Here is a 26,203-nt window from a genome sequence, read left to right on the forward strand (position 1 = left end):
CTCCCCGGCCTCATCCGACACCCGGGTGGGTGAGCCGGTGCAGGGCCGCGACCACAAGCGTTTCGACGCCGGCCGAAAGCGTCGGATGCGGGATCGGCGCGAAGAGCGGCGAGTGGTTCGACGGGATGTCCTGTTCGAACCGGCCGGCGGTCATCGCGGCGATCACCTTCTCCGCGTCCAGTCCGCCGACCAGCCAGAACACCGACGGAACGCCGGCGGCGCGGCCGAACTCGCTGAAGTCCTCGCTGCCGGTGACCAGCGGCGCGGGCATGACTCGGCCCTCGCCGAAGTGGTCGACAAAGGCGGCGGTGAGTCCTTCGTTGGCCTTCTCGTCGTTCTCGGTGACCGGGAACGTGCCGATCCGCTCGATCTCCGGCGGCTTCGGCGCGCCCGCGGTGGCGGCCTCGCCGTGGACGATCCGCTCGACGGCCGCGACGACCTTCTCCCGTACGGCCTGGTCGAACGACCGGATGTTGACCTCGAGGACGGCGTGGTCGGCGATGATGTTGTGCGCGGTGCCGACGTGCAGCGAGCCGACGGTCACCACCGCCGACTCGGTCGCCGAGATCTCCCGCGAGACGATGGTCTGCAGCTTGAGCACCACCGACGCGGCGAGCACGGCGGGATCCACCGTGGTCTCGGGGCGCGAGCCGTGCCCGCCCCGGCCGTGCAGCGTGACGCGGAGCGCGTCGGTGGCCGCCATGATCACGCCCGGCCTGGTCAGCACCCAGCCCGCCGGACCGGGGACGACGTGCTGGCCGAGTACGACGTCAGGTTTGCCGGCGGGCCCGAAGACCCCGTCGCGGACCATGCCGACGGCGCCGTCGCCTGCCTCCTCACCCGGCTGGAACACGACCATCAGCGTGCCGGACCAGTGCTCGCGTCCGGCCGCGAGCAGCGAGGCGGCGCCGGAGAGCCAGGTGGCGTGCATGTCGTGGCCGCAGGCGTGCATCACCGGGACGTCGCGGCCCTCGGCGTCGACCCCGCGCGCGGTGCTCGCGTAGGGCAGGCCGGTCTTCTCCTCGACCGGCAGCGCGTCGATGTCGGCGCGGAGCATCACCTTCGGGCCGGGCCCGTTGCGCAGCACGCCCAGGACGCCTGTGCGCCCGATGCCGGTGTGCACCTCGTAACCGTCGGCCTCCAGGCGCCGGGCCAGTTCGGCGGCGGTGCGGGTTTCGGCGAACGACAGCTCCGGATGCCGGTGGAGGTCGGTGTACAGGTCTTCCAATCCGGGCAGCGCCGCCTGCAGCGGTGCCAGGACACTTTCGAGGCTCACCACCTCATCCTGGCAGTATTACTAACCGTGAGCACACGAGCGGCCCTCCCCGACCTGTCCGACGACGTCTGCGCGAGGCTGCGGGACGCCTTCCGCCGGGCGGGTTACGACACCGACGGCGTGGTCGACGCCCTCGGCTCGGCGCACGCCGCCCTCGGGCGCGGCGAACCCGAACTCGCCTATCGCGCGACCCGCGACTCCGGCGACCTCGGCACGCTGATCCGGCTGTTCCTGCTGGGCTCGACCGAGCCGGAGAAGGACGTCGAGGCCGCTTTCGCGCCGCTGTCCCTCGACGACGCGGTCGCCGCCACGCTGCTCGTGCCCGCCGCCGACGGCTACCGGGCCGGTCTCGACATCCGGCCGCACGGCGACGACGAAGGCTCGTGGTGGGTCGTCTCCGACCTCGACGCCGACATCCTGGGCGAGTCCGTGCCCGAGGACCACGTGCTCGGCGTCGGGCACGCCTCGATGAGCCTGGTCCGGGCCACCAGCCGCCGCCAGGTCGGCAGCCTGCTCGACGTCGGCACCGGCAACGGCGTCCAGGCGCTGCACGCCACCCGGCACGCGAAGAAGGTCACCGCGACCGACGTCTCGGCCCGCGCGCTGGCCCTGGCCGCGGCCACCTTCCGGCTCAACGAACTGGACGTCGAACTCGTGCGGGGCGAGTGGTTCGCACCGGTCGCGCGGCGCCGGTTCGACCAGATCGTCTGCAATCCGCCGTTCGTGGTCGGCCCGCCGCGTGTCGACTACACCTACCGCGACTCCGGTCTCGCCGGTGACGACGCCAGCGCGCTCGTGGTGCGGCAGCTGCCCGGGTTCCTCAACGAAGGCGGCACGGGCCAGCTCCTGGCGTCCTGGCTGCACGTCGAGGGCGAGGACTGGGGCGATCGGGTGACCCGCTGGCTGCCCGCCGAGACCGACGCGTGGTTCGTCCAGCGGGACATCGCGGATCCGGGCCTGTACGTCGGCACGTGGCTGCGCGACGCGGGCATCGACCCCCGCTCCCCCGAGGGCCGCGCGAAATCCGGCGCCTGGCTCGACTGGTTCGCCGAAAACAGCGTCCAGGGCATCGGTTTCGGCTTCGTCACCCTTCGCCGGGCGGACGGCGCGACACCGACGATCGTGTGCGAGGACCTGCGCCAGGCCTACGACGACCCGCTGGGCGCCGAGGCGGCGAACTGGCTGGATCGCGTGGAATGGCTGCGCGCCAACGGCGATTCCCTCCTCGATGTCCGGTTCCGGGTGCCGGAAAGCGTTCTTCTGGAGAGCGTCGCCGAGCCGGGCGACAAGGGCTGGGCCACCACCGTCCAGCGCCTGCACCGCACCGACGGTCCCGGGTGGTCACACGAGGTCGACGAACTCGCGACCCGGCTGCTCGCGGGCTGCCAGGGCGCGCTGCCACTGGAGGACCTGATCGTCCTCCTGGCGGCCGCTCAGGGCCTCGAACCGGAGGAACTGGCCGAAGCCGCGCTGCCCGTCGTGCGGAACCTGGTCCGGCACGGCATGCTCCTCCCCGCCGCCTGATGCGGGCGGTGGTGGCGAGGGTCACGGAAGCGAGCGTGACCGTCGGCGACGAGGTGACGGGCGCCATCGACGAGCCGGGTTTGCTGGTACTGCTGGGAATCCATGCCGACGACGATGTGTCGAAGACGGCGACGATGGCACGCAAACTGCACGAAGCTCGCATTCTTCGCGACGAGGAGTCCTGCGCCACCACCGGCGCTCCCCTGCTTGTCGTAAGCCAGTTCACCCTTTACGGCGACACCCGCAAAGGCCGCCGTCCGTCGTGGACGGCGGCCGCCCGCCCCGAAGTCGCCGAACCTCTCGTGACGGCCGTCGTCGACGCCTTGCGCGAACGCGGCGCGCGGGTCGAGACCGGCCGGTTCGGGGCCATGATGGCGGTCCGGAGCGTGAACGACGGTCCGTTCACGCTCCTCATAGAGGTCTAGACCACCTTGGTTTCTCCCGCGCGCGGTCATTCTCAGGAAAAGCTCAGGGTTGGTCGAGCAACGTCCCAGGTCAGCCGCCCGTCTCCTCTGTAGCGGCCGGGAACGTTTCGGGACCTCCCGGCGTTGAGGAAAGTGTCCAGCCAAGCTGGGCCGACGAGGAGTAGCGGGTTTTCCACAGGGCTTGCTACGCCGAGGCGGATCCGGCGGACACATCGCAGCACGTTCAGCCCGTGACCGGGGAGGCAGAATGTCAGTCCAGACTCTCGAACGCGAAGCGCGCGGGATTCGCGAGCGCCGTATCCCGGCGCAATCCACCCAGGAGCCGGTGAGCACGGGGGTGTTCACCGACGCCGATCTCGACGCCCAGAGCCCTGCCGCGGACCTCGTTCGCGTGTACCTCAACGGAATCGGCAAGACGGCACTGCTGTCCGCCGCCGACGAGGTCGAGCTGGCCAAGCGCATCGAAGCCGGGGTTTTCGCCCAGCACATGCTGGACACGGCCGAAAGCCTCACGCCGAAGCGGCGTTCGGAGATGTCCGCTCTCGTGCGTGACGGCCACGTCGCGAAGAACCACCTGCTGGAGGCCAACCTCCGCCTCGTGGTCTCGCTCGCGAAGCGCTACACCGGCCGGGGGATGCCGCTGCTCGACCTGATCCAGGAGGGGAACCTGGGTCTGATCCGCGCGGTGGAGAAGTTCGACTACTCCAAGGGGTTCAAGTTCTCGACCTACGCCACCTGGTGGATCCGCCAGGCCATCACCAGGGGGATGGCCGACCAGGGACGCACCATCCGGCTGCCGGTCCACCTGGTGGAACAGGTGAACAAGCTGGCCCGCATCAAGCGCGACCTGCACCAGCAGCTCGGCCGTGACGCGACCCACGAGGAACTTTCGGCCGAATCGGGCATTCCGGCGCACAAGATCTCCGATCTGCTCGACCACTCGCGGGACCCGGTGAGCCTCGACATGCCGGTTGGCACCGAGGAGGACGCCCCGCTCGGTGACTTCATCGAGGACTCCGAGGCGACCGACGCCGAGAGCGCCGTGATCTCCGGTCTGCTCCAGGACGACCTGCGCCGCGTGCTCGCGACACTGGACGACCGGGAGTCCCAGGTGATCCGCCTGCGCTACGGCCTCGACGACGGCCAGCCGCGCACGCTTGACCAGATCGGCAAGTTCTTCGGGCTCTCCCGTGAGCGCGTTCGGCAGATCGAGCGAGAGGTCATGTCGAAGCTTCGTCAGGGTGAGCGGGCAGACCGCTTGCGCGCCTACGCTTCGTAGTCCCCACTGAGCCTTTCGGCGCGGAAAAAGCAACACCCGTTCGGCAGCGTTGACTTATGACCTGCGTCACGAGACCGTCGAGCAGGTAAATAAGTCTTCGCGGTCGGGTGTTCGCGCCCGGATCGCTTTCCCCGGGAGGTCGGGTCCGTCGGGGTGGGCCCGGCCTCCCGAACTAATTTGTGGAGAGCAGCGACAAATTGCAGCCCGGGAATTGCAGGCGGTCCCGTTGGTCGTGAGTGGTAAGTGCCGTTCTAACGGCACTTACCACTCACGACCCACTCGCGTCGGCGCCCTCCGGCAGTGGTCCCGGTTACTTCAGCCGTGGCCTCTCCGCCACGACGCCCGGGCTTGGGTACCGTGAGCGGGTTCCCGATGCCGGCAAAGGAGCCCGCTCAGTGGCGCCCACCACGTTCCAGCACACCGAAGTCCTTCCGCTCGCCAAGGACACCCGCACCGAATACCGGCTTCTCGGCACCGATGGTGTCGAGGTCGTCGAAGCCGCGGGGCGCAAGTTCCTCAAGGTCGAGCCCGAGGCGCTGACCAAACTCGCCAAGACGGCGATCACCGACATCCAGCACCTGTTGCGCTCGTCACACCTGGCTCAGCTGCGCGCGATCGTCGACGACCCCGAGGCGAGCGGCAACGACCGGTTCGTCGCGATGGACCTGCTGCGCAACGCGGCGATCTCCGCCGGCGGCGTCCTCCCGATGTGTCAGGACACCGGCACCGCGATCGTGATCGGCAAACGCGGCGAAGGCGTGCTCACCGGCGCCGAAGACGAACGCGCGCTGTCGCGGGGCATTTTCGACGCCTATCAGGAGCTGAATCTGCGCTATTCGCAGATGGCGCCGGTGAATTTCTGGGATGAGCGCAATACCGGCACCAACCTGCCCGCGCAGATCGAGCTTTATCACAAAGACGGGCAAGGCGACCCGAGCTATGAATTCCTGTTCATGGCCAAGGGTGGCGGCAGCGCGAACAAGACGTTCCTCTATCAGGAAACGAAAGCGGTCCTGAACCCGAAGCGGCTCGCGAAGTTCCTCGACGAGAAACTGCGCAGCCTCGGCACCGCGGCCTGCCCGCCGTACCACCTCGCGATCGTCGTCGGCGGCACGTCGGCGGAGTTCAACCTGAAGGTCGCGAAGCTGGCTTCGGCCCGCTATCTCGACGACCTGCCCACCGAGGGTTCCGAGCTGGGCCACGGTTTCCGTGACGTCGACCTCGAACAGCAGGTGCTGGAGATGACGCGCCAGTTCGGTATCGGCGCGCAGTTCGGCGGCAAGTACTTCTGCCACGACGTCCGGGTGATCCGTCTGCCTCGCCACGGCGCGTCCTGCCCGGTCGGCGTCGCCGTCTCGTGCTCGGCCGACCGCCAGGCGAAGGCGAAGATCACCGCCGACGGCGTGTTCCTGGAGCAGCTGGAGCGCGACCCGGCGCGGTTCCTGCCGGACGTCACCGAGGACGACCTGTCCGACGAGGTGGTGACCGTCGACCTCAACCGCCCCATGGCCGAGATCCGCGCCCAGCTCTCGCAGCTGCCGGTGAAGACGCACCTGTCGCTGACCGGCCCGCTCGTCGTCGCCCGCGACATCGCGCACGCGAAGATCGCCGAGCGGCTCGACGCCGGTGAAGAGATGCCTCAGTATCTTCGCGACCACCCCGTGTACTACGCGGGCCCGGCGAAGACGCCCGAGGGCTACGCGTCGGGTTCCTTCGGGCCGACCACCGCGGGCCGCATGGACTCCTACGTCGAGCAGTTCCAGGCGGCGGGCGGCTCGCTGGTGATGCTGGCGAAGGGAAACCGGTCCAAGAAGGTGACCGCCGCGTGCGACGAGCACGGCGGGTTCTACCTCGGCTCGATCGGCGGCCCGGCCGCGCGGCTCGCGCAGGACTGCATCAAGAAGGTCGACGTCCTCGAGTACGCCGAGCTGGGGATGGAAGCGGTCTGGAAGATCGAGGTCGAGGACTTCCCCGCGTTCATCGTCATCGACGACAAGGGCAACGACTTCTTCGAGGCCACTTCGGAACCGGTGCTGCAGATCAGCTTCCGCTAGTACAGGAAGGCCCCCTTCCTTGCGTCTAGCGCAAGGAAGGGGGCCTTCCTGTACCTCTGCCGTTACCGCATCTGCTTCAGCACGATGGTCCGCTCCCCCAGCGGCGCCGAAAGCGCCACCGAGATCACCGGATGCCGGATGTCCATGGTGCACATCTGGCCGGTCTGGCCCTTCAGCTCGGTCAGGTTGATGGTGACGCGGTTCCCGTCCTGCTGCGCGGCCTCCGCCGTCGCGTGCCCGCAGCCGCCTTCCTGGCCGCGGATGTTCAGGATCGTCCCGCCGTTGCTGGTGTACACCTCGCGCGGATAGTCCGCGGGCAGCGCGGCCGCGTCGAGCTGCTTCTCCGGCACCTTCGTGCTGCCTTCGGGAACTTCCTGCCGCGGCGCGCCCGGCTGCCCGGGCAGGCTGCCCGGCACGGACGGCGCCGACGAAGACGGCGGCACGGTCGGCGACGGCGGCGGCACGGTACTCAGGGTGCCGCTCCCGGGTCCGGCCGCGGGTTCCGCTGCCTGGTTCTGTGCCCCGCAAGCGGATACCGCAACGACGATCAGGCCAAGGCCGATGACATTCGTTAAGTACCTCATGCGGCTAGGACGGAACGAGGCCGTCGTGGGGTTGCACATGATCTCAACCCGCTTCCAGGACGACGGTCCGCGTCCCGACCGGCTCGGCGAGTTTCACCGGCAGGACGGCGTAGCGGATGACCTGCGGGCACATCTGGCCCGGCTTGCCGTGGTCGATCTTCACCTTGACCACGACTCGCTGCGCGTTCTGGTCGGCGAGGTTCGCCGTCGCCTCGTCGCAACCGCTCAGCTCGATGTGGACGTTCAGGCCGCCGTTCTCCGCGCTGACCTGCGCGGGCACTTTGGCGTCGACCTGGCCCGGCAGCAGCATCTTGTCCATGGGCGGCGGGCCGACGGTCGGCCGGGACATCGGTGGTTTCGCGACCGGCGGGCTCGCCGGGAGCGAGGTGGGCAGATCCGAGGGGGTGATGACGACCGGAGGGGCGCTCGTGTCCGCCGGTGCTCCCGGGCCGCCCGCGCCACAGGCGGCCGTCGCGGCGAGCACGAGCCCCACGCCCAGCGTCTTCGCTGCGTTCTTCATGGCCCGAAGACGGAGCCATGACCGGGAAAGGTTGCATCAGCGCTCTGTCATTCAACGCTGGACGGCTCGCCCGCGGGCCAGTCCGAGGATCACCACCCCAGCGAGCGTGACAGCCAGCAACAGCACCGTGCTCGCCGACGCCAGGAACACCTGCCCCCGGTCCGTGAGCGCGAAGATGCTCGCGGGCAGCGTCCGCCAGTCCGGCGGGTACAGCATCATCGTCGCGCCCAATTCGCCCATCGACATCGCCAGCGCGAGACTCGCCGACGCCGAGATCGACGGCAGCAAGACCGGCAGCCGGACCCGGAACAGCACCCGGACCGGCCCGGCGCCGAGACTCGCCGCCGCCTGCGCCAGCAGCGGGTCCATCCGCGCGATCGCGGCGGAAACGGTGCTGTAGGAGAACGGCAGCAGGATCATCACGTGTCCCAGCAGCACGATCCAGCGCGTGCCGTTGAAGGCCAGCGGCGGACGGCTGAACGCGACCAGCAGCGCCAGTCCCAGCACCACCGACGGCACCGCGATCGGCAGGTGGAACAGGGTGTCGACGGCCTTCCTCAGCCTGGACGGCGCGGACTGCGACGCGAGCGCGGCCCACGTCCCCAGCAGCACCGAGACCACCGACGCGATGATGCCGGTCTGGATGCTCACCGAAAGGCTCGCGAACGTCTCACCGGAGAACGCCTGCGCGAAATGCGAGCCGGTGAGCGCGCCCGGCAGCAGCCCCGTCCAGTTCCCGGCGACCGACGCCAGCACGATCATCAGCAGCGGCGCCAGCACGATCGCGGTGAACAGCACCGCGAACACCGCCCACAGCAGGAAACGGCTACGCCTGGTCCACAGCAGCACGACGGTCTCCCTTCGTCAGTCCCCGGTAGGTTCCGTACAGGGCGAGGGAGAACACGACGTTGACCACCGCGATGACACACGCCTGCGGGAAGTCGAAGGTGACGATTCCCTTGCCGTAGACCAACATCGGCAGCGTCGTGACGTCCTTGGCGCCGAGGAACAGCACGATGCCGAACTCGTTCATCGCCAGCAGCATGGTCAGGCAGGCGCCGGAAGCCAGTGACGGCAAGGCCTCCGGCAGGATCACCTGGCGCAGCACCCGGCCGGGTTTCGCGCCGAGGCTGGCCGCGACCTCCATCTGCGCCGCCGAGACCTGGCCGAACGCGGCGAGCGCCGGCCGCATCACGAACGGCGTGTAGAAGGTGATCTCCGCCAGCAGGATCCCGAACGGCGAGTACAGGAATCCGCCCGCGCCCAGGATGCCCGCGCTGCCGTAGATGAAGGTGAACGCGAGCGCGATGAGGAACGACGGGAACGCGAGCACGGTGTCCACCAGCCGCGAAAGCGTCCTCGCGCCGGGGAACGGCACGAAAGCGATCACCAGCGCGAGAAACGTCCCGAGCACCACGCAGCCCGCGGTGGCGCCGAGCGCGAGCGCGACGGTCTTCCAGGCGGCGTCCCGGAATTCCGCCGAGCCCAGGACATCGAGCCACACCGAAAGCCCGAATTCGCCGGTTTTCGATTCCAGGGACTGGAGGACGACCAGCACCAGCGGGTAGCCGAAGAAGCCGAGCAGGACGAGCACCGGCGGCAGGAGGAGCCAGCCACTGCCAGGCTGTTTCTCCCGCCGCCGCGCCGGTGCCGCCGTGGCGGCCAGTGCGAGGCCGGTCATCCGATGCCCACCAGCGGGCAACCGTCCGGAATGGACACTCCGACCTTCTCCCCCACGCCGGGCAGCCCCTCGACGTCCGGCACCTCGGCCCGGACCTCGTCCCCGTTGTGCGCGAGTTCGAGGTCGAGCCGGAAGCCCGTGCCGCGCCACTGGACACCGCGCAGGACCGCGGGCAGCGCGCCGGGGGCGTCCACGGCGGTGATCCCGACCCGGTGCGGCCGCACGCCGAGCGCGACGGGCTGCCCGGCCCGGAACGTCCCGGACGGATCGGCCGCCAGTTCGCGATCACCGAGCCGGACCCGGGTGCCGTCGGCCTGGATCAGCTCGACCGGGATGAGGTTGGACGCGCCGAGGAAGCTCGCGGTGAACTCCGTCGAGGGACGCTGGTAAAGCTCGCGGCTCGGCCCGAGTTCGACCAGCTTCGAGTCGCGCATGACGGCGATCCGATCGGCCAGCGCCAGCGCCTCGCCCTGATCGTGGGTGACGTAGATCAGCGTGGTGTCGGGCAGTTCCGCCCGCAGCCGCAGCAGTTCCGCGACCATGTCCTCGCGCAGGGCGGCGTCCAAAGCGGACAGTGGTTCGTCCAGCAGCAGCACCCGCGGCCGGATCGCCAGGGCCCGTGCGAGCGCGACGCGCTGCTGCTGTCCGCCCGAAAGCTCACGCGGGTAGCGCCGGGCGTACTTGCCCATCCCGACCAGCTCCAGCGCCTCGGCGACCCGGCTCGCGGTCTCCGCACGAGACGTTTTCCTTGCCTTGAGGCCGAAAGCGACGTTGGCCTCGACCCGCATGTGCGGGAACAGCGCGTAGCTCTGGACGACCACGCCGAGGCCGCGCCGGTGCGGGGGCAGGCCGGTGACGTCCTCGCCGTCGAGCAGGACCCGGCCGGTGCTCGGCACGACGAAACCCGCGAGGGCTTTCAGGGCCGTCGACTTGCCGGAGCCGGACGGGCCGAGCATCGCCAGCGTCTCCCCTCTCGCCACGGTGAGGTCCAGTGGCGAGAGGGCGGTCGTCTGTCCGAACCGGACGGACACCCCGCGGAACTCGACCGCCGGGGTCATCGGCCCACGGCTTTCTTGTACGCGGCGAGGTCGGCGTCGAGCTTCGCGAGGACGGCGTCCCAATCCGGCTGCCAGATCTCGACGCCGTCGAGGGCGGCCTTCACCTTGTCCGCCTTCGGTCCGGACGGCGTGACGTCGGTCCGCGACGGGGCACCGAAGGCGTCGACGGCCTTGCCCTGCACCTCGGGCGAGAGCAGGAAGTCCAGGAACTTCTTGGCGTTCTCGGCGTGCGGCGCGTTGTTCACGAGACCGGCGTAGTACGGGAGCGCGAACGTGGACCGCTTGCCCTGCGCGTCGGCGGGGAAGAAGATCTCGAAGCCGCCGCTCTTCTCGATCGAGGCGAGGTTCATCTGGACGTCGCCGTTGGCCACCAGGATCTCGGACTTGGCCACCTTCGGCTGCAGCTTGCCGGTGGAGGACGACGGGCCGACGTTGTTGGCTTCGAGCCTCGCGAGGTAGTCGAGCGCGCCCTGTTCGCCGAGGACGTGCTGGAGCTGCAGGAGGACAGCGGTGCCGTCGCCCGCCTCGCCGGGGGTGGAGTACTGGAGCTTGCCCTTGAGCGCGGGTGCGAGCAGGTCGTCCCAGGTCTTGGGCGAGGCCTGCGGGTTGCGGATGAAGCTGAGGTAGTTGTTCATGACGGCGAAGTAGCGGCCCTGGCCGTCCTTCTGCCCGGCGGGGACCTGGTCGATCCCGGACGGCGTCGTGGCGGCGAGCAGGCCCTGCGACGCGGCCCGCTGGATGAACGGCGGGAGCGTGACCAGGATGTCGGCCTGGGTGTTGGCCTTCTCCTTCTCCACCCGCGAGGCGACCTCGCCGGATCCGGCGGTGACCGCCTGGACGGTGATGCCGGTCTTGGCCTTGAACTCCTCGACGCGCTGGGCGTACCAGTCCTCAAGACCGTCCACTGTGTACATCGTGACGGTCTGGTCGCCGGACGCGCCGCCGGCGGTTCCGCCACAGGCGGCCAGGGTGATCGTGAGCAGCCCGGCGAGGGCTGCGGCCGCGAGTTTCTTCATGTCGTCAAAGCTCCTTTTAGGACAGCAGGGCGGGGAGGTCGCGGACGGATTCGAGGACGTGGGTGGCGCCGGCGGCGTCGAGTTCCGGTTTCTTCGCCGATCCGGTGAGCACTCCGGCGACGATCGACGCACCGGCGGAGAGCCCGGTCTGGACGTCCGAAGGGGTGTCACCGGCGACGGCGATCCGGCGGACGTCGGTGATTTCGAGCCGCAGCGCGGCGGCGAGGACGAGGTCGGGGAACGGGCGGCCGCGAACGCCCTCGCCCGGTGCCAGTACGGCGTCGGCGAGGCCGTGCCAGCCCAGCGCGTCCAGGATGGCGTTCTGGGTACTCGCGGCGAAACCGGTGGTGAGCGCGACCTTCACGCCTTGGGCGCGCAGCTCCTGGATCGTTTCTTCGGCGCCGGGGATCGGCTCGCAGTGGCCGTCGGCGACGAGCTTGCCGTAGGCGTCCTGGAAGGCGGTGTTCGCGTGCTGGGCCAGCCTTTCGTCGCCGTCCAGCAGGGCGCGGAAGACGACGATCTTGGACTGCCCCATGGTTTCGACGACGTAGTCGAGCATTCCGGGGTACCGGCTGTCCTCTTCGGACACTCCGGCGGCGGCGATCGCGGCGGTGAAGGCGCGGATCACCAGGCCGTCGTCGGCGACGGTGGTCCCGGCCATGTCCAGGACGACGAGTTCGGTGTTCACCATGACAGCTCCTCGGCGGTGTCTTCGGCGATGGCGGGGGAACAGGTCATGCCGCGGCCGCCCGGCCCGGTGACGAGCCAGGCGTTGTCCGCGACGCGGGCGCGGTGGACGATCCGGGAGGTGTCGGTGGTCTGGGCGTAGACCCCGGCCCAGCGGCGGGCGATGCGCGGGAGCGGCCGCCCGAGCAGCGCCCCGGCGACCTCCGCCAGGTGGTCGTACGGGTCTTCGGTGGTGTCGAAGGAGAACGGCTCGTCGTACTCGTGGGTGTCGCCGATGGTCAGCGAGCCGTCGAGGCGCTGGACCATGAGCAACTGCATGGCGTTGGCCTTGGCGATCTCGCCCTGCGGCTGGCCCGCGTCGAGCCTGTCGAGCGCCTCGCCGCGGTACGCCGGGTAGTAGCGGAAGCTGTCCGCGTCGGCGACCGTGGTGGTGAGGGTTTCCCCGAGCGGCTCGGTCTGGGCCATCTGCAGCCGCACCCGGCGGACCGGGGCCGGCCCGGCGAGTTCCTTGACGAGGCCACCGGTCCAGGCGCCGGTGCACAGCACGACGACGTCGCCTTCGTGGGTCTCGCCCGTGTCGTCGACGACGCCACGATCGATCAGGTCGCGGATCTCGCGGCCGGGCACCCAGGTGTAGCGGCCGGATTTCGCCAGTTCGGCGCGCAGGGCGGGCTGGGCGACGCGCGGTTCGACGGCGGCGTCGCGAGCGCACCAGAGCGCGCCGAGGAAGTCGCCGCGCAGGGCCGGGTTCAGCTCTCGGGTCCCGGCGGCGTCGAGCAGCTTGAAACCGCGGTCCTCCGTGCTCGCGGCCGCGGCCTCGGCGACGGCGAGTTCGGCCTCCGTGCGGACGACGGTGAGGGAGCCGTTCGGCCGGAAGCCGATCCCTGCGACGCGCTCCCCGATGCGCTCCCACAGCACCCGCGCCCGCGCGGCCGTCTCCAGTTCGTGGCCACTGGCGCGGCCGCCGACCCAGACCAGCCCGAAGTTGCGCACGGACGCGCCACGGGCCTCGGGTTCGCGTTCGATCTGGACGACGTCGTGGCCGCGTTCGACGGCCTGCCAGGCGTGCTGGGTGCCGAGCACTCCGCCGCCGATGATGAGGATTCGCACACCGCAGACGCTCGCTTGCCAGCGCCAACGCTCCGTGACCGTCGTCCTAACTCCAGGTGAAGGCCCTCCGAAATGTGGACCAGACCTGTTACCTTCGCGTTACATTACGCCCCGTTTCGCCCTCTGCCTGCGATCGTTGAAAACGCAAGTACCGCATCCAGAGGACTTAAATGCGGGAAGGGATCACTCCACGCGGCCCAGGCGGGTCTCGAAGGAAAGCCTGTCGCCCCGGAACAGTGACCGGACGCGTTCGAACGGGACGCCGTCGGTCCCCCAGGAGGTCCGGTGCATCAGCAGCATCGGCAGGGCCGGGTTCGTCCCGATCAGCAGAGCCTCCCGAGGGGTGGCGAGCACGGTCTCGACCCGCTCCTCCGCGCCGTCGAAGACCACGCCGAGCCTTTCCCGCAAACAGGCGTACAGCGACTGTGTGGGATCGAACACATCCATGAGCGTCGGGAATCGCGCGGCGGTGAGATAGGTCGATTCCAGCCCGACCCGCTCGTCGTCGGCGAGCAGCACCCGCTCGATGTGGATGACGTCGTCGTCGGGATCGATTTCCAGTTCCGAAGCCAGCGACGGACCAGCGTCACGGCGTTCCAAAGAGATCAGATTCCGGCCCGGCCGAATGCCTTGCCTCCTGAGCCCTTCGGTGTAACTCACCAAGGCGAGTGGCTGAACGAGCTTGGGCCCCGCGACGTACGTGCCACTCCCCTGCCGCCTGCTGAGACGGCCTTCGAGCACGAGTTCGCCGACGGCCTGGCGGACCGTCGCGCGGGAAACCTCGAATCGCTCCGACAGTTCCCTCTCCGTGGGAAGTACCGATCCTTGACCTAATTCGGAGATCACGTCGAGCAGATCGACTTTGACCGCGTAATAGCGGGGAATGCGGCCGTGCTCGGGAATTCCGTCCCGAACCGGGCCGTCTGCGGGCGGATGAACTCTGGGCGAACGCGCTTTCACGATCCAGATCTTAGGCCGGTTCCCCCATGCCTGTACTGACCCGAACGAAGTGTTCATGCCACGCTCACACTCGTGGACGAAAAGGGCACACTCATTCGGCGGATCGGTACGCGCGACGCGGTCTTCATCGGACTCGGTTCGATGATCGGGGCGGGGGTCTTCGTCGCGTTCGCCCCGGCCGCCCGCGCCGCGGGAGCGTGGCTCCCCGCCGGGCTCGCCATCGCCGCCGTAGTCGCCTATTGCAACGCGACGTCGTCGGCCCGGCTGGCCGCGCTGTACCCGGTTTCCGGCGGGACCTACGTCTACGGACGCGAACGGCTGGGCGAGTTCTGGGGCTATCTGGCCGGCTGGGGTTTCGTGGTCGGCAAGACGGCCAGCTGCGCGGCGATGACCCTGACCGTGGTCACCTACGCCGCACCCGGGCTCGGCCAACCGTGGCGGAGCGTGTTCGCGGTGGCCGTCGTGGCCGCGCTGACCGGATTGAACTATCGCGGCGTCCAGCGCTCGGCTTTCGCGACCAGGCTGATCGTGTCCGTCACGCTGACGATCCTGGCGCTGGCCGTCGTGGCGATGCTCTTCGGCGGCACGCCGCGAGCCGGGTCGCCGGGCCTCTCCGCCGCACCCGGCCTCGGCGGTGTGCTCGAGGCCGCCGGCCTGCTGTTCTTCGCCTTCGCCGGGTACGCGCGGATCGCGACGCTGGGCGAGGAGGTCCGCGATCCGGCGCGCACCATCCCCCGCGCCGTGCCGATCGCGCTCGGGCTGGCGCTCGTCGTCTACGCGGTTCTCGCTTTCGTCCTGCTGCGTCACCTCGGGCCGGAGCTGCTGGGCCAAAGCCCGGACCCGATCGCGGAGGGTGTCGAGAGGTCGTCTTGGTCCTGGCTCACCCCGGCGGTGCGGGTGGGCGCCGTGCTCGCCGCGCTGGGCTCCCTGCTCGCGCTCGTGCTGGGCGTCTCACGCACCACGCTGGCCATGGCGCGCGACGGTCACCTCCCCCGCTATCTGACCGCCGTGCACCCCCGCTTCGGCGTCCCGCACCGGGCCGAGGTGACCGTCGGTGTCGTCGTCGCCCTGCTCGCGAGCACCCTCGACCTCCGCGGCGCGATCGGCTTTTCGTCCTTCGCCGTACTCGCCTACTACGCCGTGGCAAATGCCAGCGCGCTGACCCTGCGACCCAAACGTCCGGTGATCCCCGCTCTCGGCCTGCTCGGTTGCGCGGTGCTCGCGTTCAGCCTTCCGGCGGTTTCGGCGCTCGCCGGTTCCGGAGTACTGGCGTTAGGCGCTCTGGGCTACGTCCTTCGTCGGCAATTCGCATCGAACGTCCGTTAATCACCACCATCGGCCGAAAGATCCGAAGAAAGTCGGTTGTCCCGGCATATGCCCACCTGCTGTAGTCAGATGGCCGCAGTCAGTCCCCCTGCCTCCACTGTGGACAGCCGGAAGGAATGAACCCTTGGACATCAAGCGTCGGTTCAGCCTGCTCAAAAAGACCCTGATCGCCGTCGCGGCGGCCGGAACCCTGGCGGGCCTCGCCACGGCTCCGCAAGCCGCGGCCGCACAGCCGCCGTCCACCGACGTGGTCGGCGGAACCCGGGCCGCTCAGGGCGAATTCCCTTGGATGGTCAGGCTTTCCATGGGCTGCGGTGGTGCGCTCTACACCTCGCAGATCGTGCTGACGGCCGCGCACTGTGTGTCGCGCACCGGGGCCAACACGAGCATCACCGCCACGCTCGGCGTCGTGGACCTGCAGAGCGGCTCGGCCAAGAAGGTCAAGTCGACCTACGTGCACCGGTCACCGACCTACCCCACCGCCACCGGTGGTGACTGGGCCCTGATCAAGCTCGCGAGCCCGGTCACCGGCATCGCGACGCTGCCGATCGCGACCACGACGGCGAACAACAGCGGCACGTTCACCGTCGCCGGCTGGGGTGCCGCGTCCGAGGGCGGGGCACAGCAGCGCTACCTGCTCAAGGCCAACGTCCCGTTCGTCTCCGACGCGACCTGCAAGGCGCAGGGCGGCAGCTACGCCGACCTGATCGACAACGCCGAGATCTGCGCGGGCAACGTCAGCTCCGGTGGCGTCGACACCTGCCAGGGTGACTCGGGCGGCCCGATGTTCCGTCGCGACAGCGCCAACGCCTGGATCCAGGTCGGCATCGTCAGCTGGGGCGAAGGCTGCGCGCGGCCGCGCGCTCCCGGCGTCTACGCCGAGGTGAGCACCTTCGCGACCGCGATCAAGAACGCGGCCGCCGGGTTGTAGTTTTCGTCGCACGGCATGCGCTGAAAGTCCCCTTCACCACAACGGCGTGGTGGAGGGGGCTTTCTTCTTTCGGTCCGCGAACGGCACAGTGTCAGGACGGCACAGTGTCAGCGGGTCTTGTCCAAACGCGACAGTGCCTCTTCGTACCCCGAGACGAGCTCCGCGATCACGTCGGCGACCGGGCGCACCCGGTCCATCCGACCGACGATCTGCCCCACCGGCATCGAGACGACACTCGGATCCGCCGCGTGGTGGATCCTGTTGTGCGCGTGGGAAACCAGCAGGTTCTGCAGCGGCATCGGCAGCGGTTCCGGTGCGTCGGGCGAGGCCCACGCCTCGGTCCACCGCGTCTTGAGCAGCCGCGCCGGTTTGCCGGTGTAGATCCGCGTCCGGACGGTGTCGGACGAACCCGCCGCGACCAGCGCCCGCTGCATCGCCTCGGAATCCCCCATGGTCTGGAGGTATTCCTCGGTGGCGAGCCAGAAGGAGCCCATCCACACCCCGGACGCGCCCAGCGCGAGCGCCGCCGCGACCTGCCTGCCCGAGCCGATCCCGCCGGCGGCGAGCACCGGGACACGGTCGCCGACGGCGTCGGCCACCTCGGGCAGCAGGACCATCGACGCGATCTCGCCGGTGTGCCCGCCCGCCTCGTACCCTTGCGCCACAACGATGTCGACGCCGTTCTCGACGTGCCGGACGGCGTGCTCGGCCTTGCCCGCCAGCGCCGCGACCGGTACACCCTTCGCGTGACACTGCTCGATGACGTCCACCGGCGGTGACCCCAAGGCGTTGGCGATCAACCGGATCGGGTGTTTCAGCGCGACCTCGACATGCGCCCGGGCGACCGAATGCAGCCAGCCCAGCACTCCCGCGCGTTCGTCGGTGTCGTCCGGCAGCGGCGGCACCGCGAGGTCGCGCAGCGTCCGCTCCACGAAGTCGCGATGCCCCTGCGGGATGTGTTTCGCGAGATCGATCGACGTCCCTTCGGCCGGGATCTTGGCGGGCATCACGATGTCGACGCCGTACGGTTTGCCGCCGGTGTTCTCGTCCATCCAGGACAGGACGGAGTCGAGTTCGGCGGCGTCGTTGAACCGCACGCAGCCCAGTACGCCCAGCCCGCCCGCCCGGCTGATCGCCGCGGCGACGTGTTCGGACGGGGTGAACCCGACGATCGGCAGTTCGATCCCGAGCCGGTCGCACAGTGGTGTCCAAATCCGCGACGTCCGCATGAAACTCCTTACGCCGGTTGGGTGGTGACGGGCTCGTTCTCGGCGGCGTAGCGCTCCGCCCAGGGATAGTCCGGTTTCCCGCTGGGCGACCGGCCGATCTCCTCGGCCAGCCACAGGGTGCGCGGCACCTTGTACCCGGCGATCTCGGTCCGCACATGCGCTTCGAGCGCGGTGAAGTCCAGTTCCTTGCCGGTCCTCGGCTGGATCACCGCGGCCACCCGCTGGCCGAGCCTGTCGTCGGGGATGCCGATGACGAGCGCGTCGAAGACGTCCGGATGCGATTTCAGCGCACCCTCGACCTCTTCCGGGTACACCTTCTCGCCGCCGGTGTTCACGCACTGTGATCCCCGGCCGAGCAGGGTCACCGTGAGGTCGTCCTCGTAGCGCGCGTAGTCACCCGGGACGACGTACCGCTTGCCGTCGACCTCGACGAAGATCTTCTCGGTCTTCGCGGGATCCTTGTAGTACCCGAGCGGGACGTGCCCGCGCCGCGCGATCAGCCCGATCGCCCCCGGCTTCGGATCGACGAGCGCGCCGTCGTCGTCCACCAGGATCGCGTCCTTGCCGAAGTTGACCCGGGGCCCGGCCGAATGATCGCTGTCCTTGCTGACCATGCCGATGCCGGTGAACCCGCTTTCGGACGACCCGATCGCGTCGGTGATCACCACGTGCGGGAGCAGCGCCAGGAATTCCTGCTTCACCGACTGGGAGAACAGGGCGGCGTGACTCGACACCGCGACGATCGACGACGCGTCGTAGTCGCCCTCGCGGTAGGCGTCGATCAGCGGCCGCGCCATCGCGTCGCCGACGATGGTGAGCACCTGGACCTTGTTTTCCTGCACGGCTTTCCAGACCTCGTGCGCGTCGAACCGCGGGACGAACACGACCGGGCTGCCGGTGAACAGCGCGCCGAACGCGGCCCACTGCGCGGCGCCGTGGATCAGCGGCGCGGCGGGGAGCCGGACCAGGCTGCCCGACTTGCCCTGTTCGGCGAGCGCCCATTCGTCCGGGACGTACTCGCCGGTGACGAAGTTGATGCCGCCGCCGAGCGCGCGCCAGATGTCCTCGTGACGCCACAGGACGCCCTTGGGATATCCGGTGGTCCCGCCGGTGTAGAGGATGTAGATGTCGTCGGCGCTGCGCTCGGCGAAGTCACGCTCGGGCGAGCCTTCGGCGAGGGCTTCTTCGTAGCCCACGCCGCCGTAGGACGAGTAGTCGCCGTCGCTTCCATCGTCGACAACGACAACGTGTTTCAGTTTCGGCGCCTCCGGCAGGACGGCGGCGACCTTGTCCGAATACTGACGCTCGTGGACCAGCGCCACGAGGTCGGCGTTGTCGAACAGGTACCGCAGTTCGCCGTGGACGTAGCGGTAGTTGACGTTGACCGCGATCGCGCGCAGCTTGTACGCGGCGATCATCGATTCCAGGGCCTCGATCGAGTTCCGGGAATAGACACCGATGTGGGATCCAGGTCCCACGCCGTGTGCGGCGAGGTGATGCGCCAGCCGGTTGGCGCGCTCTTCCAGTTCGGCGAAGGTGACCCGCCGATCGCCACAGACGACCGCGATGCGCTCCGGCACGGCGTCGACGGCGTGCTCGAGTAGATCCGCGATATTGAGTGCCACTTCCCCAAAGTAGAACATGTTATCGTTCCGGGCAATGGCCGCTCTTTCGACGGAGGCTGGGACTTTGAAAGACGTGGTGGGCGAAGCGCACGCGCTGGTGGAAAAGATCGACCACACCCTCGTGGTCACGATGAACCGGCCCGAGGCCCGCAACGCGCTCAGCGGCGAGATGCTCGGGATCATGGTCGAGGCGTGGAACCGGGTCGACGAGGACGACGACGTCCGGTGCTGCGTCCTCACCGGCGCGGGCGGCGCGTTCTGCGCGGGCGCGGACCTCAAGTCGATGTCGAAGAACTCGCCGTCCGACTCGTTCGCAAAGGGCACTTTCGACCCCAGCAAGATCGAGGGCCTGCTCAAGGGGCGGCGGCTCACGAAGCCGCTGATCGCGGCCGTCGAAGGCCCGGCGATCGCCGGTGGGACAGAGATCCTGCAAGGTACCGATATCCGCGTCGCGGGCGAGAGCGCGAAGTTCGGGGTGTCGGAGGCGCGGTGGAGCCTGTTCCCGATGGGCGGTTCGGCCGTGCGGCTCCCCCGCCAGATCCCGTACACCGTCGCCGCCGACCTGCTGCTGACCGGACGGCACATCACCGCGGCCGAGGCGCTGGAAATCGGCCTGATCGGGCACGTCGTACCGGACGGGACGGCCCTGGACAAGGCTCTGGAACTGGCGGGCAAGATCGCCGCGAACGGACCACTGGCCGTCCGCGCGATCCTCAAGACGATGCGTGACACCGAAGGCATGCACGAGGAAGAGGCCTTCAAGCTCGACGCCCAGTACGGCATCGAGGTCTTCGCGAGCGAAGACGCGAAGGAAGGCCCGCGCGCCTTCGCCGAGAAGCGCAAGCCCGTCTTCCGGGGCCGCTGACCCCACGCGACTAGTCGCCTACTTGCGACGGAAGACCATCGCAAGTAGGCGACCAATTGCGTCAGGGGGCGCGGTGACCCTCCCAGTACGGGTCGCGGAGCTTGCGCTTGTAGAGCTTCCCGTTCGGGTCACGCGGGAGCTCGGGCAAGTAGTCGACGGAACGCGGGAGCTTGAACTTCGCCAGGCGCGCGGCCGCGTACTCGAGGATCTCCGCGGTCAGCTCGTCCGAAGGCTCGACACCGTCCGACGGCTGGACGACGGCCTTGATCGCCTCGCCCCAGTCCTCGTGCGGGACACCGAACACCGCGATGTCGGCGATCTTCGGGTGCATCACCAGCTCGCCTTCGATCTCCGCCGGGTAGATGTTGACGCCGCCCGAGATGATCAGGTCCGCCTTGCGGTCGTGCAGGAAAAGGTAGCCGTCTTCGTCGAGATGCCCGACGTCGCCGAGGGTGAACAGGTCCCCGACCCGCGCTTTGTCCGTCTTGGCCCGGTCCTTGTGGTACTCGAACTTCGAGTCGCCCATCTTCATGTACACCGTGCCGGTCTCGCCGGCGGGCAGTTCCGCGCCCTCGTCGTCGAGGATCTTGATCGTCGAACCCGGCCACGGCAGTCCCACCGAACCCGGCTTCTTCAGCCACTCCTCCCCCGAGATCGCCGTGCCGCCGCCTTCGGTGGCCGCGTAGTACTCGGTGACGACAGGGCCCCACCAGTCGAGCATCCGGCGTTTGACTTCCAGCGGGCACGGCGCGGCGCCGTGGATCATCACGCGCAGTGAACTCAGGTCGTAGGCCGCGCGGACGTCGTCCGGCAGCCCGAGCAGGCGCCGGAACTGGGTCGGGACCATATGGCTGTGCGTGACGCGGTGCCGGTCGATCAGGCGCAGCATGTCCTCGGCGTCCCAGCGGTCCATCAGCACCGCGGTATGGCCCAGCTGCAGGGAAATCGCGACGAAGTTGAGCACCGCCGTGTGGTAGAGCGGCGAGCCGCACAGGTGCACGTGCTCGTCGTGCGGTGCCAGCCCGAAGATCCCGAAGAACCATGTGGACGCGCCGGGGACGGAGTCGGGGTCGGCGCCGGACAGCGGTCGCCGGACACCCTTGGGCCGCCCCGTGGTCCCCGACGTGTAAAGCATCGGCGAGCCCGCGGTGCGCTGCTCCGGGCGGCCATCGCCCTCTCCGGACCCGAGTTCCTCGATCCGGCGGAAGCCCTCGACGTCGCCGACGGCGAACCGGCCGCGCTCGGGGATCCCGGCTTCGTCGGCGGCGGCGATCGCGACGTCGGCGAACCGTTCGTGCGCGAGGAAGGCCTTGGCGCCACTGTCGGCGAGGATGTAGGCGACCTCCGGCGCGACCAGGTGCCAGTTGACCACGACGATGTACAGGCCGGACTGGATGGCGGCGAAATAGGCCGCGACGAGTTCGTCGCCGTTGGGCTGCAGGACGACGACCACGTCCCCGGCCTCGAGCCCGAGGGCCTGCAGGCCCCGGGCGTACGCGTTCGCTTTCGCGGCGAGGTCGCCGTAGCCGATCGAGCGGCCGTCCGGATCGACCAGCGCGACCCGCTCCGGCTCCTGCGCGGCGATGTTCCAGACCCCAAGTGTCCCGGTGGCAGTCGACATACCCGCGAATCTAGAACGCGTTCCACTCAAGAGCAACCGCCAGCACGGCCCAGATGACGTGCCTTGCCGGAAAATCGAGAACGTGTTTCACTCTGATCGTGAGCGCACCTGAACTCCCGCTGTCGGCCCCGCTCAACGTGGGCTTCGACTACACGCGTTCGGTCGGCCCGGTGCTCGGCCGGTTCGTCAACGCCCTGCGCGAGCGCCGTGTCGAAGGCGTCCGGGGCAGTGACGGCCGCGTCCACGTGCCACCACTGGAATACGATCCCGTGACCGCCGAAGCACTGTCCGAATTCGTGCCGGTGGCCTCCGAGGGCGAGATCGTCTCCTGGTCCTGGATCGCCGAACCGCTCGACGGCCAGCCGTTGTCGCGGCCGTTCGCGTGGGCGCTGGTCAAACTCGACGGCGCCGACACCGCGATCCTGCACGCCGTTGACGCGGGCACTCCTTCGAACGTCCACACCGGACAGCGCGTGCGCATCCGGTGGGCCGAGGAGACCGTCGGCCACATCCGGGACATCGCCTACTTCGTCCCCGCCGACGGCCCCGACACCGAACCCACCGAAGCGCCTCCCCCGATCGCGAAACGCGAGGAGGACGCGCCGGTCAGCGTGGTGATCACACCGATCCACCTGCGCTACGAGCATTCCGCGTCGCCGGAGGAAAGCCGGTACCTGCGCGGGCTCGCCGAAGGGAAGCTGATCGGCCAGCGCTGCCCGTCCTGCGAGAAGGTCTACATCCCGCCGCGCGGCGCCTGCCCCACGGACGGTGTCCCGACCACCGACGAGGTCGAACTGCCCGACACCGGCATCGTCACCACATTCTGCATCGTGAACGTGCCGTTCCTCGGCCAGAAGATCAAACCGCCGTACGTCGCCGCGTACATCCTGCTCGACGGCGCGGACATCGCGTTCCTGCACTTGGTGCTCGGCTGCGACGCCGCCGACGTCCGGATGGGCATGCGCGTGCGCGCCACCTGGAAACCGCGGGACGCGTGGTGGACGTCGCTGGAGAACATCGACCATTTCGCGCCGACCGGCGAGCCCGACGCGCCGTACGAATCCTTCGCCCACCATCTGTGAGGACCACCGTGCCAGATGTAGCTGTCGTGGGCTTCGCGCAGGCCCCCAACGTCCGCAGCACCCCGGGTACCACCAACGGCGTGGAAATGCTGGTGCCGATCTTCGCCGAGGTCTTCGAACGAACTGGTCTGTCCAAAGAGGACATCGGGTTCTGGTGCTCGGGGTCCTCGGACTACCTCGCCGGCCGCGCGTTCTCGTTCATCGCCGCCGTCGACGCCATCGGCGCCTTCCCGCCGATCCACGAGTCGCATGTCGAGATGGACGCCGCCTGGGCGTTGTACGAGGCGTGGCTCAAGATCCGGATGGGCGAGGTCGAGACCGCGCTGGTCTACGGTTTCGGCAAGTCTTCCGCCGGGCAGTTGCGGCGGGTGCTGGCCCTGCAGATGGACCCGTACGTCGTCGCGCCGCTGTGGCCGGATTCGGTGAGCGTCGCCGGGATCCAGGCGAGGCTGGGTCTAGAAGCGGGGCTCTGGTCCGAAAAGGACCTCGCCGAGGTCGCCGCGCGCAGCCGCGCCGACGCCGCCGGGAACCCCGCCGCCCAGGTCTCCGGAACCGTTGAGGTCGCCGACCTCCTGGAAGCCCCGTACTTCGCGGATCCCTTGCGGGCTCACGACATCGCTCCGGTCACCGACGGCGCCGCCGTCCTCGTACTCGCCTCGGCCGAGCGGGCGGCGGACCTCGTCGACAGCCCAGCCGTGATCACCGGCATCGAGCACCGGGTCGACTCCCCCGCGCTCGGCGTGCGGGACCTCACGCGGTCACCGTCCACAGTGGCCGCCGGACGGGCGCTCGACCTCGACGGCGTCGAACTCGCCGAGCTGCACGCGCCGTTCACCCACCAGGAACTGATCCTGCGCGAGGCACTGGGCCTCGGCGAACAGGTGCGGATCAACCCGTCGGGCGGGGTCCTGACCGGCAATCCGATGTTCTCGGCGGGGCTGGCGCGGATAGGCGAGGCAGCGAACCGCATCCTCGACGGCAGCGCGCGCAAGACCCTCGCCCACGCGACCAGCGGCCCCGTCCTCCAGCAGAACCTGGTCGCGACCTTGGAGGTCCTCTCGTGAAGCACCTCGCGGCCGTACTGGGAACCGGCCAGACCCACCACAAGGCCAAACGCACCGACGTGTCCATGCCCGGACTGCTCCGGGAGGCCATCGACCGGGCGATGCTCGACGCGCAGACCGGCTGGGACGACATCGACGCCGTCGTCCTCGGCAAGGCGCCGGACCTGTTCGAGGGCGTGATGATGCCCGAACTGTTCCTCGCCGACTCGCTCGGCGCGAACGGGAAACCGTTGCTGCGCGTGCACACCGCGGGTTCGGTCGGCGGGTCGACCGCGCTCGTGGCGGCCTCGCTGGTGCAGGCCGGTGTGCACAAACGGGTCCTCACGGTGGCCTTCGAGAAGCAGTCCGAGTCGAACGCGATGTGGGGACTTTCGATCCTGCCGCCGTTCCAGATGCCGGTGGGCGCCGGCGCGGGCGGCTACTTCGCGCCGCACGTGCGCTCCTACATCCGGCGGTCCGGCGCACCCGACCACATCGGCGCGATCGTCGCGGCCAAGGACCGGCGAAACGGTGCCCTCAATCCCTACGCGCACCTGCGGCAGCCGGACATCACGGTGGAATCGGTGCAGGCCTCGCAGATGCTGTGGGACCCGATCCGCTACGACGAGACGTGCCCGTCCTCGGACGGCGCTTGCGCGATGGTGATCGGGGACGAGGCCGCGGGCGACGCCGTTCCCGGTGGTGCGGCGTGGATCCACGCGACCGCGATGCGCACCGAACCGACGACGTTCGCCGGACGCGACCAGGTCAACCCGCAGGCAGGCCGTGATGCCGCCGCCGCGTTGTGGCGCGACGCGGGGATCACCGACCCACTGTCCGAAGTGGACGCCGCCGAGATCTACGTGCCGTTCTCGTGGTTCGAGCCGATGTGGCTGGAGAACCTGGGATTCACCGAGGAAGGCCAGGGCTGGAAGCTCACCGAGGCCGGTGAGACCGCGCTCGGCGGACGGCTGCCGATCAACCCGTCCGGCGGCGTGCTGTCGTCGAACCCGATCGGCGCGTCCGGGATGCTCCGGTTCTCCGAGGCGGCCAAGCAGGTGATGGGCCGGGCCGGGGACTACCAGGTCGATGGCGCCCGGATCGCGCTCGGGCACGCGTACGGCGGCGGTTCGCAGTTCTTCTCGATGTGGGTGGTGGGGTCGGCCAAACCCGGTTCCTGAGCCGAGCTCGCGTAATGAAGGACGCTTTCATAGCAAATTTTGCTATGAAAGCGTCCTTCATTGCAGTGTGTCAGGAGCGGCGGCGGGGCCGGAGGCGTTGCGCGGCCAGGGTGGCGACCACCCCGGTCACCGCACCGACCAGCACCGGTTTGAGGCCGTGCCGGTCGGGCGCCGCCACCACGGGCCGGACCACCACGGGGGGCGGCGGCCGGACAGGGTCCGCCGGCGCGTCCCGCGCGGTCGCCGTCCACGCCGTGACGAACACCAGCATCCGGGCCACCAGCGAGATGAAGAAGATGAGACCGATGATGGACCCGAACGCGACCCCGGTCGGCGAATTCCCGATCAAGCGCAGGTAGATCCCACCGGCCTGCTTCAGCAGCTCGAAACCCAGCGCCAGCGCGACCGCGCCGCGCATCGCGCTGCGGACCCCGACCGGTTTCCGGGGCAGCCGGGTGAGCACCCAGAGGAACACGAGCCAGTTGGCCAGCAGCGCCAAGGGAATCGAGATCGCCGACAGCACATTGTGCCCCCAGGCGGTGTCGTCCACTCCGGCCAGCCCGAGCAGGTACCGGCCGAGCGCGGACCCGGAAATGGTGATGGCGAAGGAGACCAGCAGCGCGGACGCAAGACCGAGCAGCGCGAGCAGGTCCGCGGCGATCGTGCGCAGCAGCGGGAGATCCGACCGGTTCTGGCCCCACAGCGCGGTGAGCGCGTCCCGCAGGGAGTTCATCCAGTTCCAGCCTGAGTACAACCCGATGATCAGACCGATGAGGCCGACGCTGGTGCGTTGTTCCACGAACCCGGTGAGCAGATCCCCCGCCTTGTCACCGAGGCCGCCGGGCAGGGTTCCGGTGATCGCGTTCAGCATCGACTCGATCAGCTGCGGCTGGCTCGCCAGTACGAACCCCGCCACCGACACCGCGACCATGAGGATGGGCACCAGCGAGAACAGGCTGAAATAGGTGATCGACGCGACGTAGTGGTAACCGCCGTACTCGACGTAGCGGTTCACCGCCCGCGCCAGATGGTCCAGCCAGCGGTAGCGGGCACGCAGCCGCTTCCATTTCGTCGGTGTTCGCTTCTCCCTCACACGCCAATGTCTACCTCAGCGAGGTCACGGCTC

Annotated in this window: 24 protein-coding genes; 10 read left to right on the forward strand and 14 right to left on the reverse strand. The window is 69.2% G+C overall.

The genetic code is table 11. The annotated features are described in order from the left end of the window. Positions 1–10: 10 nt before the first annotated feature. Entirely contained in the window at positions 11–1,276 is a 1,266-nt protein-coding gene (locus tag ACZ6YV_RS18555; RefSeq protein ID WP_465510765.1) for an amidohydrolase, read from the reverse strand. A 27-nt stretch (positions 1,277–1,303) separates the two neighbouring features. On the opposite strand from ACZ6YV_RS18555, the gene ACZ6YV_RS18560 reads away from it, so the two are divergent. From ACZ6YV_RS18560 to ACZ6YV_RS18575, 4 genes are all read left to right on the forward strand, one after another. Beyond that, a complete protein-coding gene (locus tag ACZ6YV_RS18560) occupies positions 1,304–2,800 on the forward strand; it encodes a DUF7782 domain-containing protein (protein WP_465510766.1) in 1,497 nt (498 codons plus the stop codon). Further along, on the forward strand, positions 2,800–3,225 hold the full coding sequence (gene dtd, locus ACZ6YV_RS18565; RefSeq protein WP_465510767.1) for a D-aminoacyl-tRNA deacylase: 426 nt from the start codon (positions 2,800–2,802) through the stop codon (positions 3,223–3,225). Before ACZ6YV_RS18560 ends, dtd begins: the two co-directional genes overlap by 1 nt. Positions 3,226–3,472: 247 nt before the next feature. Continuing rightward, entirely contained in the window at positions 3,473–4,504 is a 1,032-nt protein-coding gene (locus ACZ6YV_RS18570; protein WP_378236639.1) for a sigma-70 family RNA polymerase sigma factor, read from the forward strand. A 395-nt stretch (positions 4,505–4,899) separates the two neighbouring features. Next, complete coding sequence (locus ACZ6YV_RS18575; RefSeq protein WP_465510768.1) at positions 4,900–6,558, forward strand: fumarate hydratase; 1,659 nt, start codon at positions 4,900–4,902, stop codon at positions 6,556–6,558. A 62-nt stretch (positions 6,559–6,620) separates the two neighbouring features. Here ACZ6YV_RS18575 and ACZ6YV_RS18580 read toward each other — a convergent pair whose 3' ends face one another. The 9 genes from ACZ6YV_RS18580 to ACZ6YV_RS18620 all read right to left on the reverse strand — a co-directional run bounded on the left by ACZ6YV_RS18580 (position 6,621) and on the right by ACZ6YV_RS18620 (position 14,174). After that, a complete protein-coding gene (locus ACZ6YV_RS18580) occupies positions 6,621–7,022 on the reverse strand; it encodes a hypothetical protein (protein WP_465510769.1) in 402 nt (133 codons plus the stop codon). Between the two features lie 163 nt (positions 7,023–7,185). After that, positions 7,186–7,662: a hypothetical protein gene (locus ACZ6YV_RS18585; RefSeq protein ID WP_465510770.1), complete on the reverse strand. Its 477-nt coding sequence runs from the start codon at positions 7,660–7,662 to the stop codon at positions 7,186–7,188. 51 nt (positions 7,663–7,713) lie between these two features. Continuing rightward, entirely contained in the window at positions 7,714–8,511 is a 798-nt protein-coding gene (locus ACZ6YV_RS18590; protein WP_465510771.1) for an ABC transporter permease, read from the reverse strand. Continuing rightward, positions 8,489–9,343 (reverse strand): 2-aminoethylphosphonate ABC transporter permease subunit, encoded by an 855-nt coding sequence (locus ACZ6YV_RS18595; RefSeq protein ID WP_465510772.1) that lies wholly within the window; start codon positions 9,341–9,343, stop codon positions 8,489–8,491. Before ACZ6YV_RS18595 ends, ACZ6YV_RS18590 begins: the two co-directional genes overlap by 23 nt. After that, the gene (locus ACZ6YV_RS18600; RefSeq protein WP_465510773.1) at positions 9,340–10,401 is read right to left on the reverse strand and encodes an ABC transporter ATP-binding protein; all 1,062 of its coding nucleotides are present in this window, start codon (positions 10,399–10,401) and stop codon (positions 9,340–9,342) included. The genes ACZ6YV_RS18595 and ACZ6YV_RS18600 overlap by 4 nt, the downstream gene beginning before the upstream one ends. Beyond that, a complete protein-coding gene (locus tag ACZ6YV_RS18605; RefSeq protein ID WP_465510774.1) occupies positions 10,398–11,417 on the reverse strand; it encodes a 2-aminoethylphosphonate ABC transporter substrate-binding protein in 1,020 nt (339 codons plus the stop codon). The genes ACZ6YV_RS18600 and ACZ6YV_RS18605 overlap by 4 nt, the downstream gene beginning before the upstream one ends. A gap of 16 nt (positions 11,418–11,433) precedes the next feature. Then, positions 11,434–12,108: a phosphonatase-like hydrolase gene (locus tag ACZ6YV_RS18610; protein ID WP_465510775.1), complete on the reverse strand. Its 675-nt coding sequence runs from the start codon at positions 12,106–12,108 to the stop codon at positions 11,434–11,436. Continuing rightward, positions 12,102–13,214 (reverse strand): TIGR03364 family FAD-dependent oxidoreductase, encoded by a 1,113-nt coding sequence (locus ACZ6YV_RS18615; RefSeq protein ID WP_465510776.1) that lies wholly within the window; start codon positions 13,212–13,214, stop codon positions 12,102–12,104. Before ACZ6YV_RS18615 ends, ACZ6YV_RS18610 begins: the two co-directional genes overlap by 7 nt. 183 nt (positions 13,215–13,397) lie before the next feature. After that, positions 13,398–14,174, reverse strand: coding sequence for a GntR family transcriptional regulator (locus ACZ6YV_RS18620; protein ID WP_378236648.1), 777 nt, complete (start codon positions 14,172–14,174; stop codon positions 13,398–13,400). 72 nt (positions 14,175–14,246) lie between these two features. Here ACZ6YV_RS18620 and ACZ6YV_RS18625 point away from each other — a divergent pair, with 72 nt between their 5' ends. Both ACZ6YV_RS18625 and ACZ6YV_RS18630 read left to right on the forward strand, forming a co-directional pair. Continuing rightward, a complete protein-coding gene (locus ACZ6YV_RS18625) occupies positions 14,247–15,500 on the forward strand; it encodes an APC family permease (RefSeq protein WP_465510777.1) in 1,254 nt (417 codons plus the stop codon). A gap of 124 nt (positions 15,501–15,624) precedes the next feature. Beyond that, positions 15,625–16,431 (forward strand): S1 family peptidase, encoded by an 807-nt coding sequence (locus ACZ6YV_RS18630; protein ID WP_378236650.1) that lies wholly within the window; start codon positions 15,625–15,627, stop codon positions 16,429–16,431. A gap of 107 nt (positions 16,432–16,538) precedes the next feature. Here the strand turns inward: ACZ6YV_RS18630 and ACZ6YV_RS18635 are convergent, their stop codons facing one another. Together ACZ6YV_RS18635 and ACZ6YV_RS18640 are read right to left on the reverse strand one after the other, a co-directional pair. Beyond that, positions 16,539–17,645, reverse strand: coding sequence for an NAD(P)H-dependent flavin oxidoreductase (locus ACZ6YV_RS18635; RefSeq protein WP_465511020.1), 1,107 nt, complete (start codon positions 17,643–17,645; stop codon positions 16,539–16,541). 23 nt (positions 17,646–17,668) lie between these two features. Beyond that, positions 17,669–19,285: an acyl-CoA synthetase gene (locus tag ACZ6YV_RS18640; RefSeq protein WP_465510778.1), complete on the reverse strand. Its 1,617-nt coding sequence runs from the start codon at positions 19,283–19,285 to the stop codon at positions 17,669–17,671. A 76-nt stretch (positions 19,286–19,361) separates the two neighbouring features. On the opposite strand from ACZ6YV_RS18640, the gene ACZ6YV_RS18645 reads away from it, so the two are divergent. Then, on the forward strand, positions 19,362–20,150 hold the full coding sequence (locus tag ACZ6YV_RS18645; RefSeq protein WP_465511021.1) for a crotonase/enoyl-CoA hydratase family protein: 789 nt from the start codon (positions 19,362–19,364) through the stop codon (positions 20,148–20,150). Between the two features lie 61 nt (positions 20,151–20,211). Here ACZ6YV_RS18645 and ACZ6YV_RS18650 read toward each other — a convergent pair whose 3' ends face one another. Beyond that, a complete protein-coding gene (locus ACZ6YV_RS18650; protein WP_465510779.1) occupies positions 20,212–21,771 on the reverse strand; it encodes an acyl-CoA synthetase in 1,560 nt (519 codons plus the stop codon). Between the two features lie 53 nt (positions 21,772–21,824). Here ACZ6YV_RS18650 and ACZ6YV_RS18655 point away from each other — a divergent pair, with 53 nt between their 5' ends. The 3 genes from ACZ6YV_RS18655 to ACZ6YV_RS18665 are packed head-to-tail and all read left to right on the forward strand — an operon-like array spanning position 21,825 to position 25,077. After that, on the forward strand, positions 21,825–22,853 hold the full coding sequence (locus ACZ6YV_RS18655) for a Zn-ribbon domain-containing OB-fold protein (RefSeq protein WP_465510780.1): 1,029 nt from the start codon (positions 21,825–21,827) through the stop codon (positions 22,851–22,853). Positions 22,854–22,861: 8 nt separating this feature from the next. Further along, positions 22,862–23,917 (forward strand): thiolase domain-containing protein, encoded by a 1,056-nt coding sequence (locus ACZ6YV_RS18660; protein WP_465510781.1) that lies wholly within the window; start codon positions 22,862–22,864, stop codon positions 23,915–23,917. Continuing rightward, positions 23,914–25,077: a thiolase domain-containing protein gene (locus ACZ6YV_RS18665; protein ID WP_465510782.1), complete on the forward strand. Its 1,164-nt coding sequence runs from the start codon at positions 23,914–23,916 to the stop codon at positions 25,075–25,077. Before ACZ6YV_RS18660 ends, ACZ6YV_RS18665 begins: the two co-directional genes overlap by 4 nt. 70 nt (positions 25,078–25,147) lie before the next feature. On the opposite strand, the gene ACZ6YV_RS18670 is transcribed toward ACZ6YV_RS18665, so the two are convergent. Continuing rightward, positions 25,148–26,170: a YhjD/YihY/BrkB family envelope integrity protein gene (locus tag ACZ6YV_RS18670; RefSeq protein ID WP_465510783.1), complete on the reverse strand. Its 1,023-nt coding sequence runs from the start codon at positions 26,168–26,170 to the stop codon at positions 25,148–25,150. Positions 26,171–26,203: the final 33 nt, after the last annotated feature.

This window comes from Amycolatopsis sp. NPDC102522, from assembly GCF_055584485.1.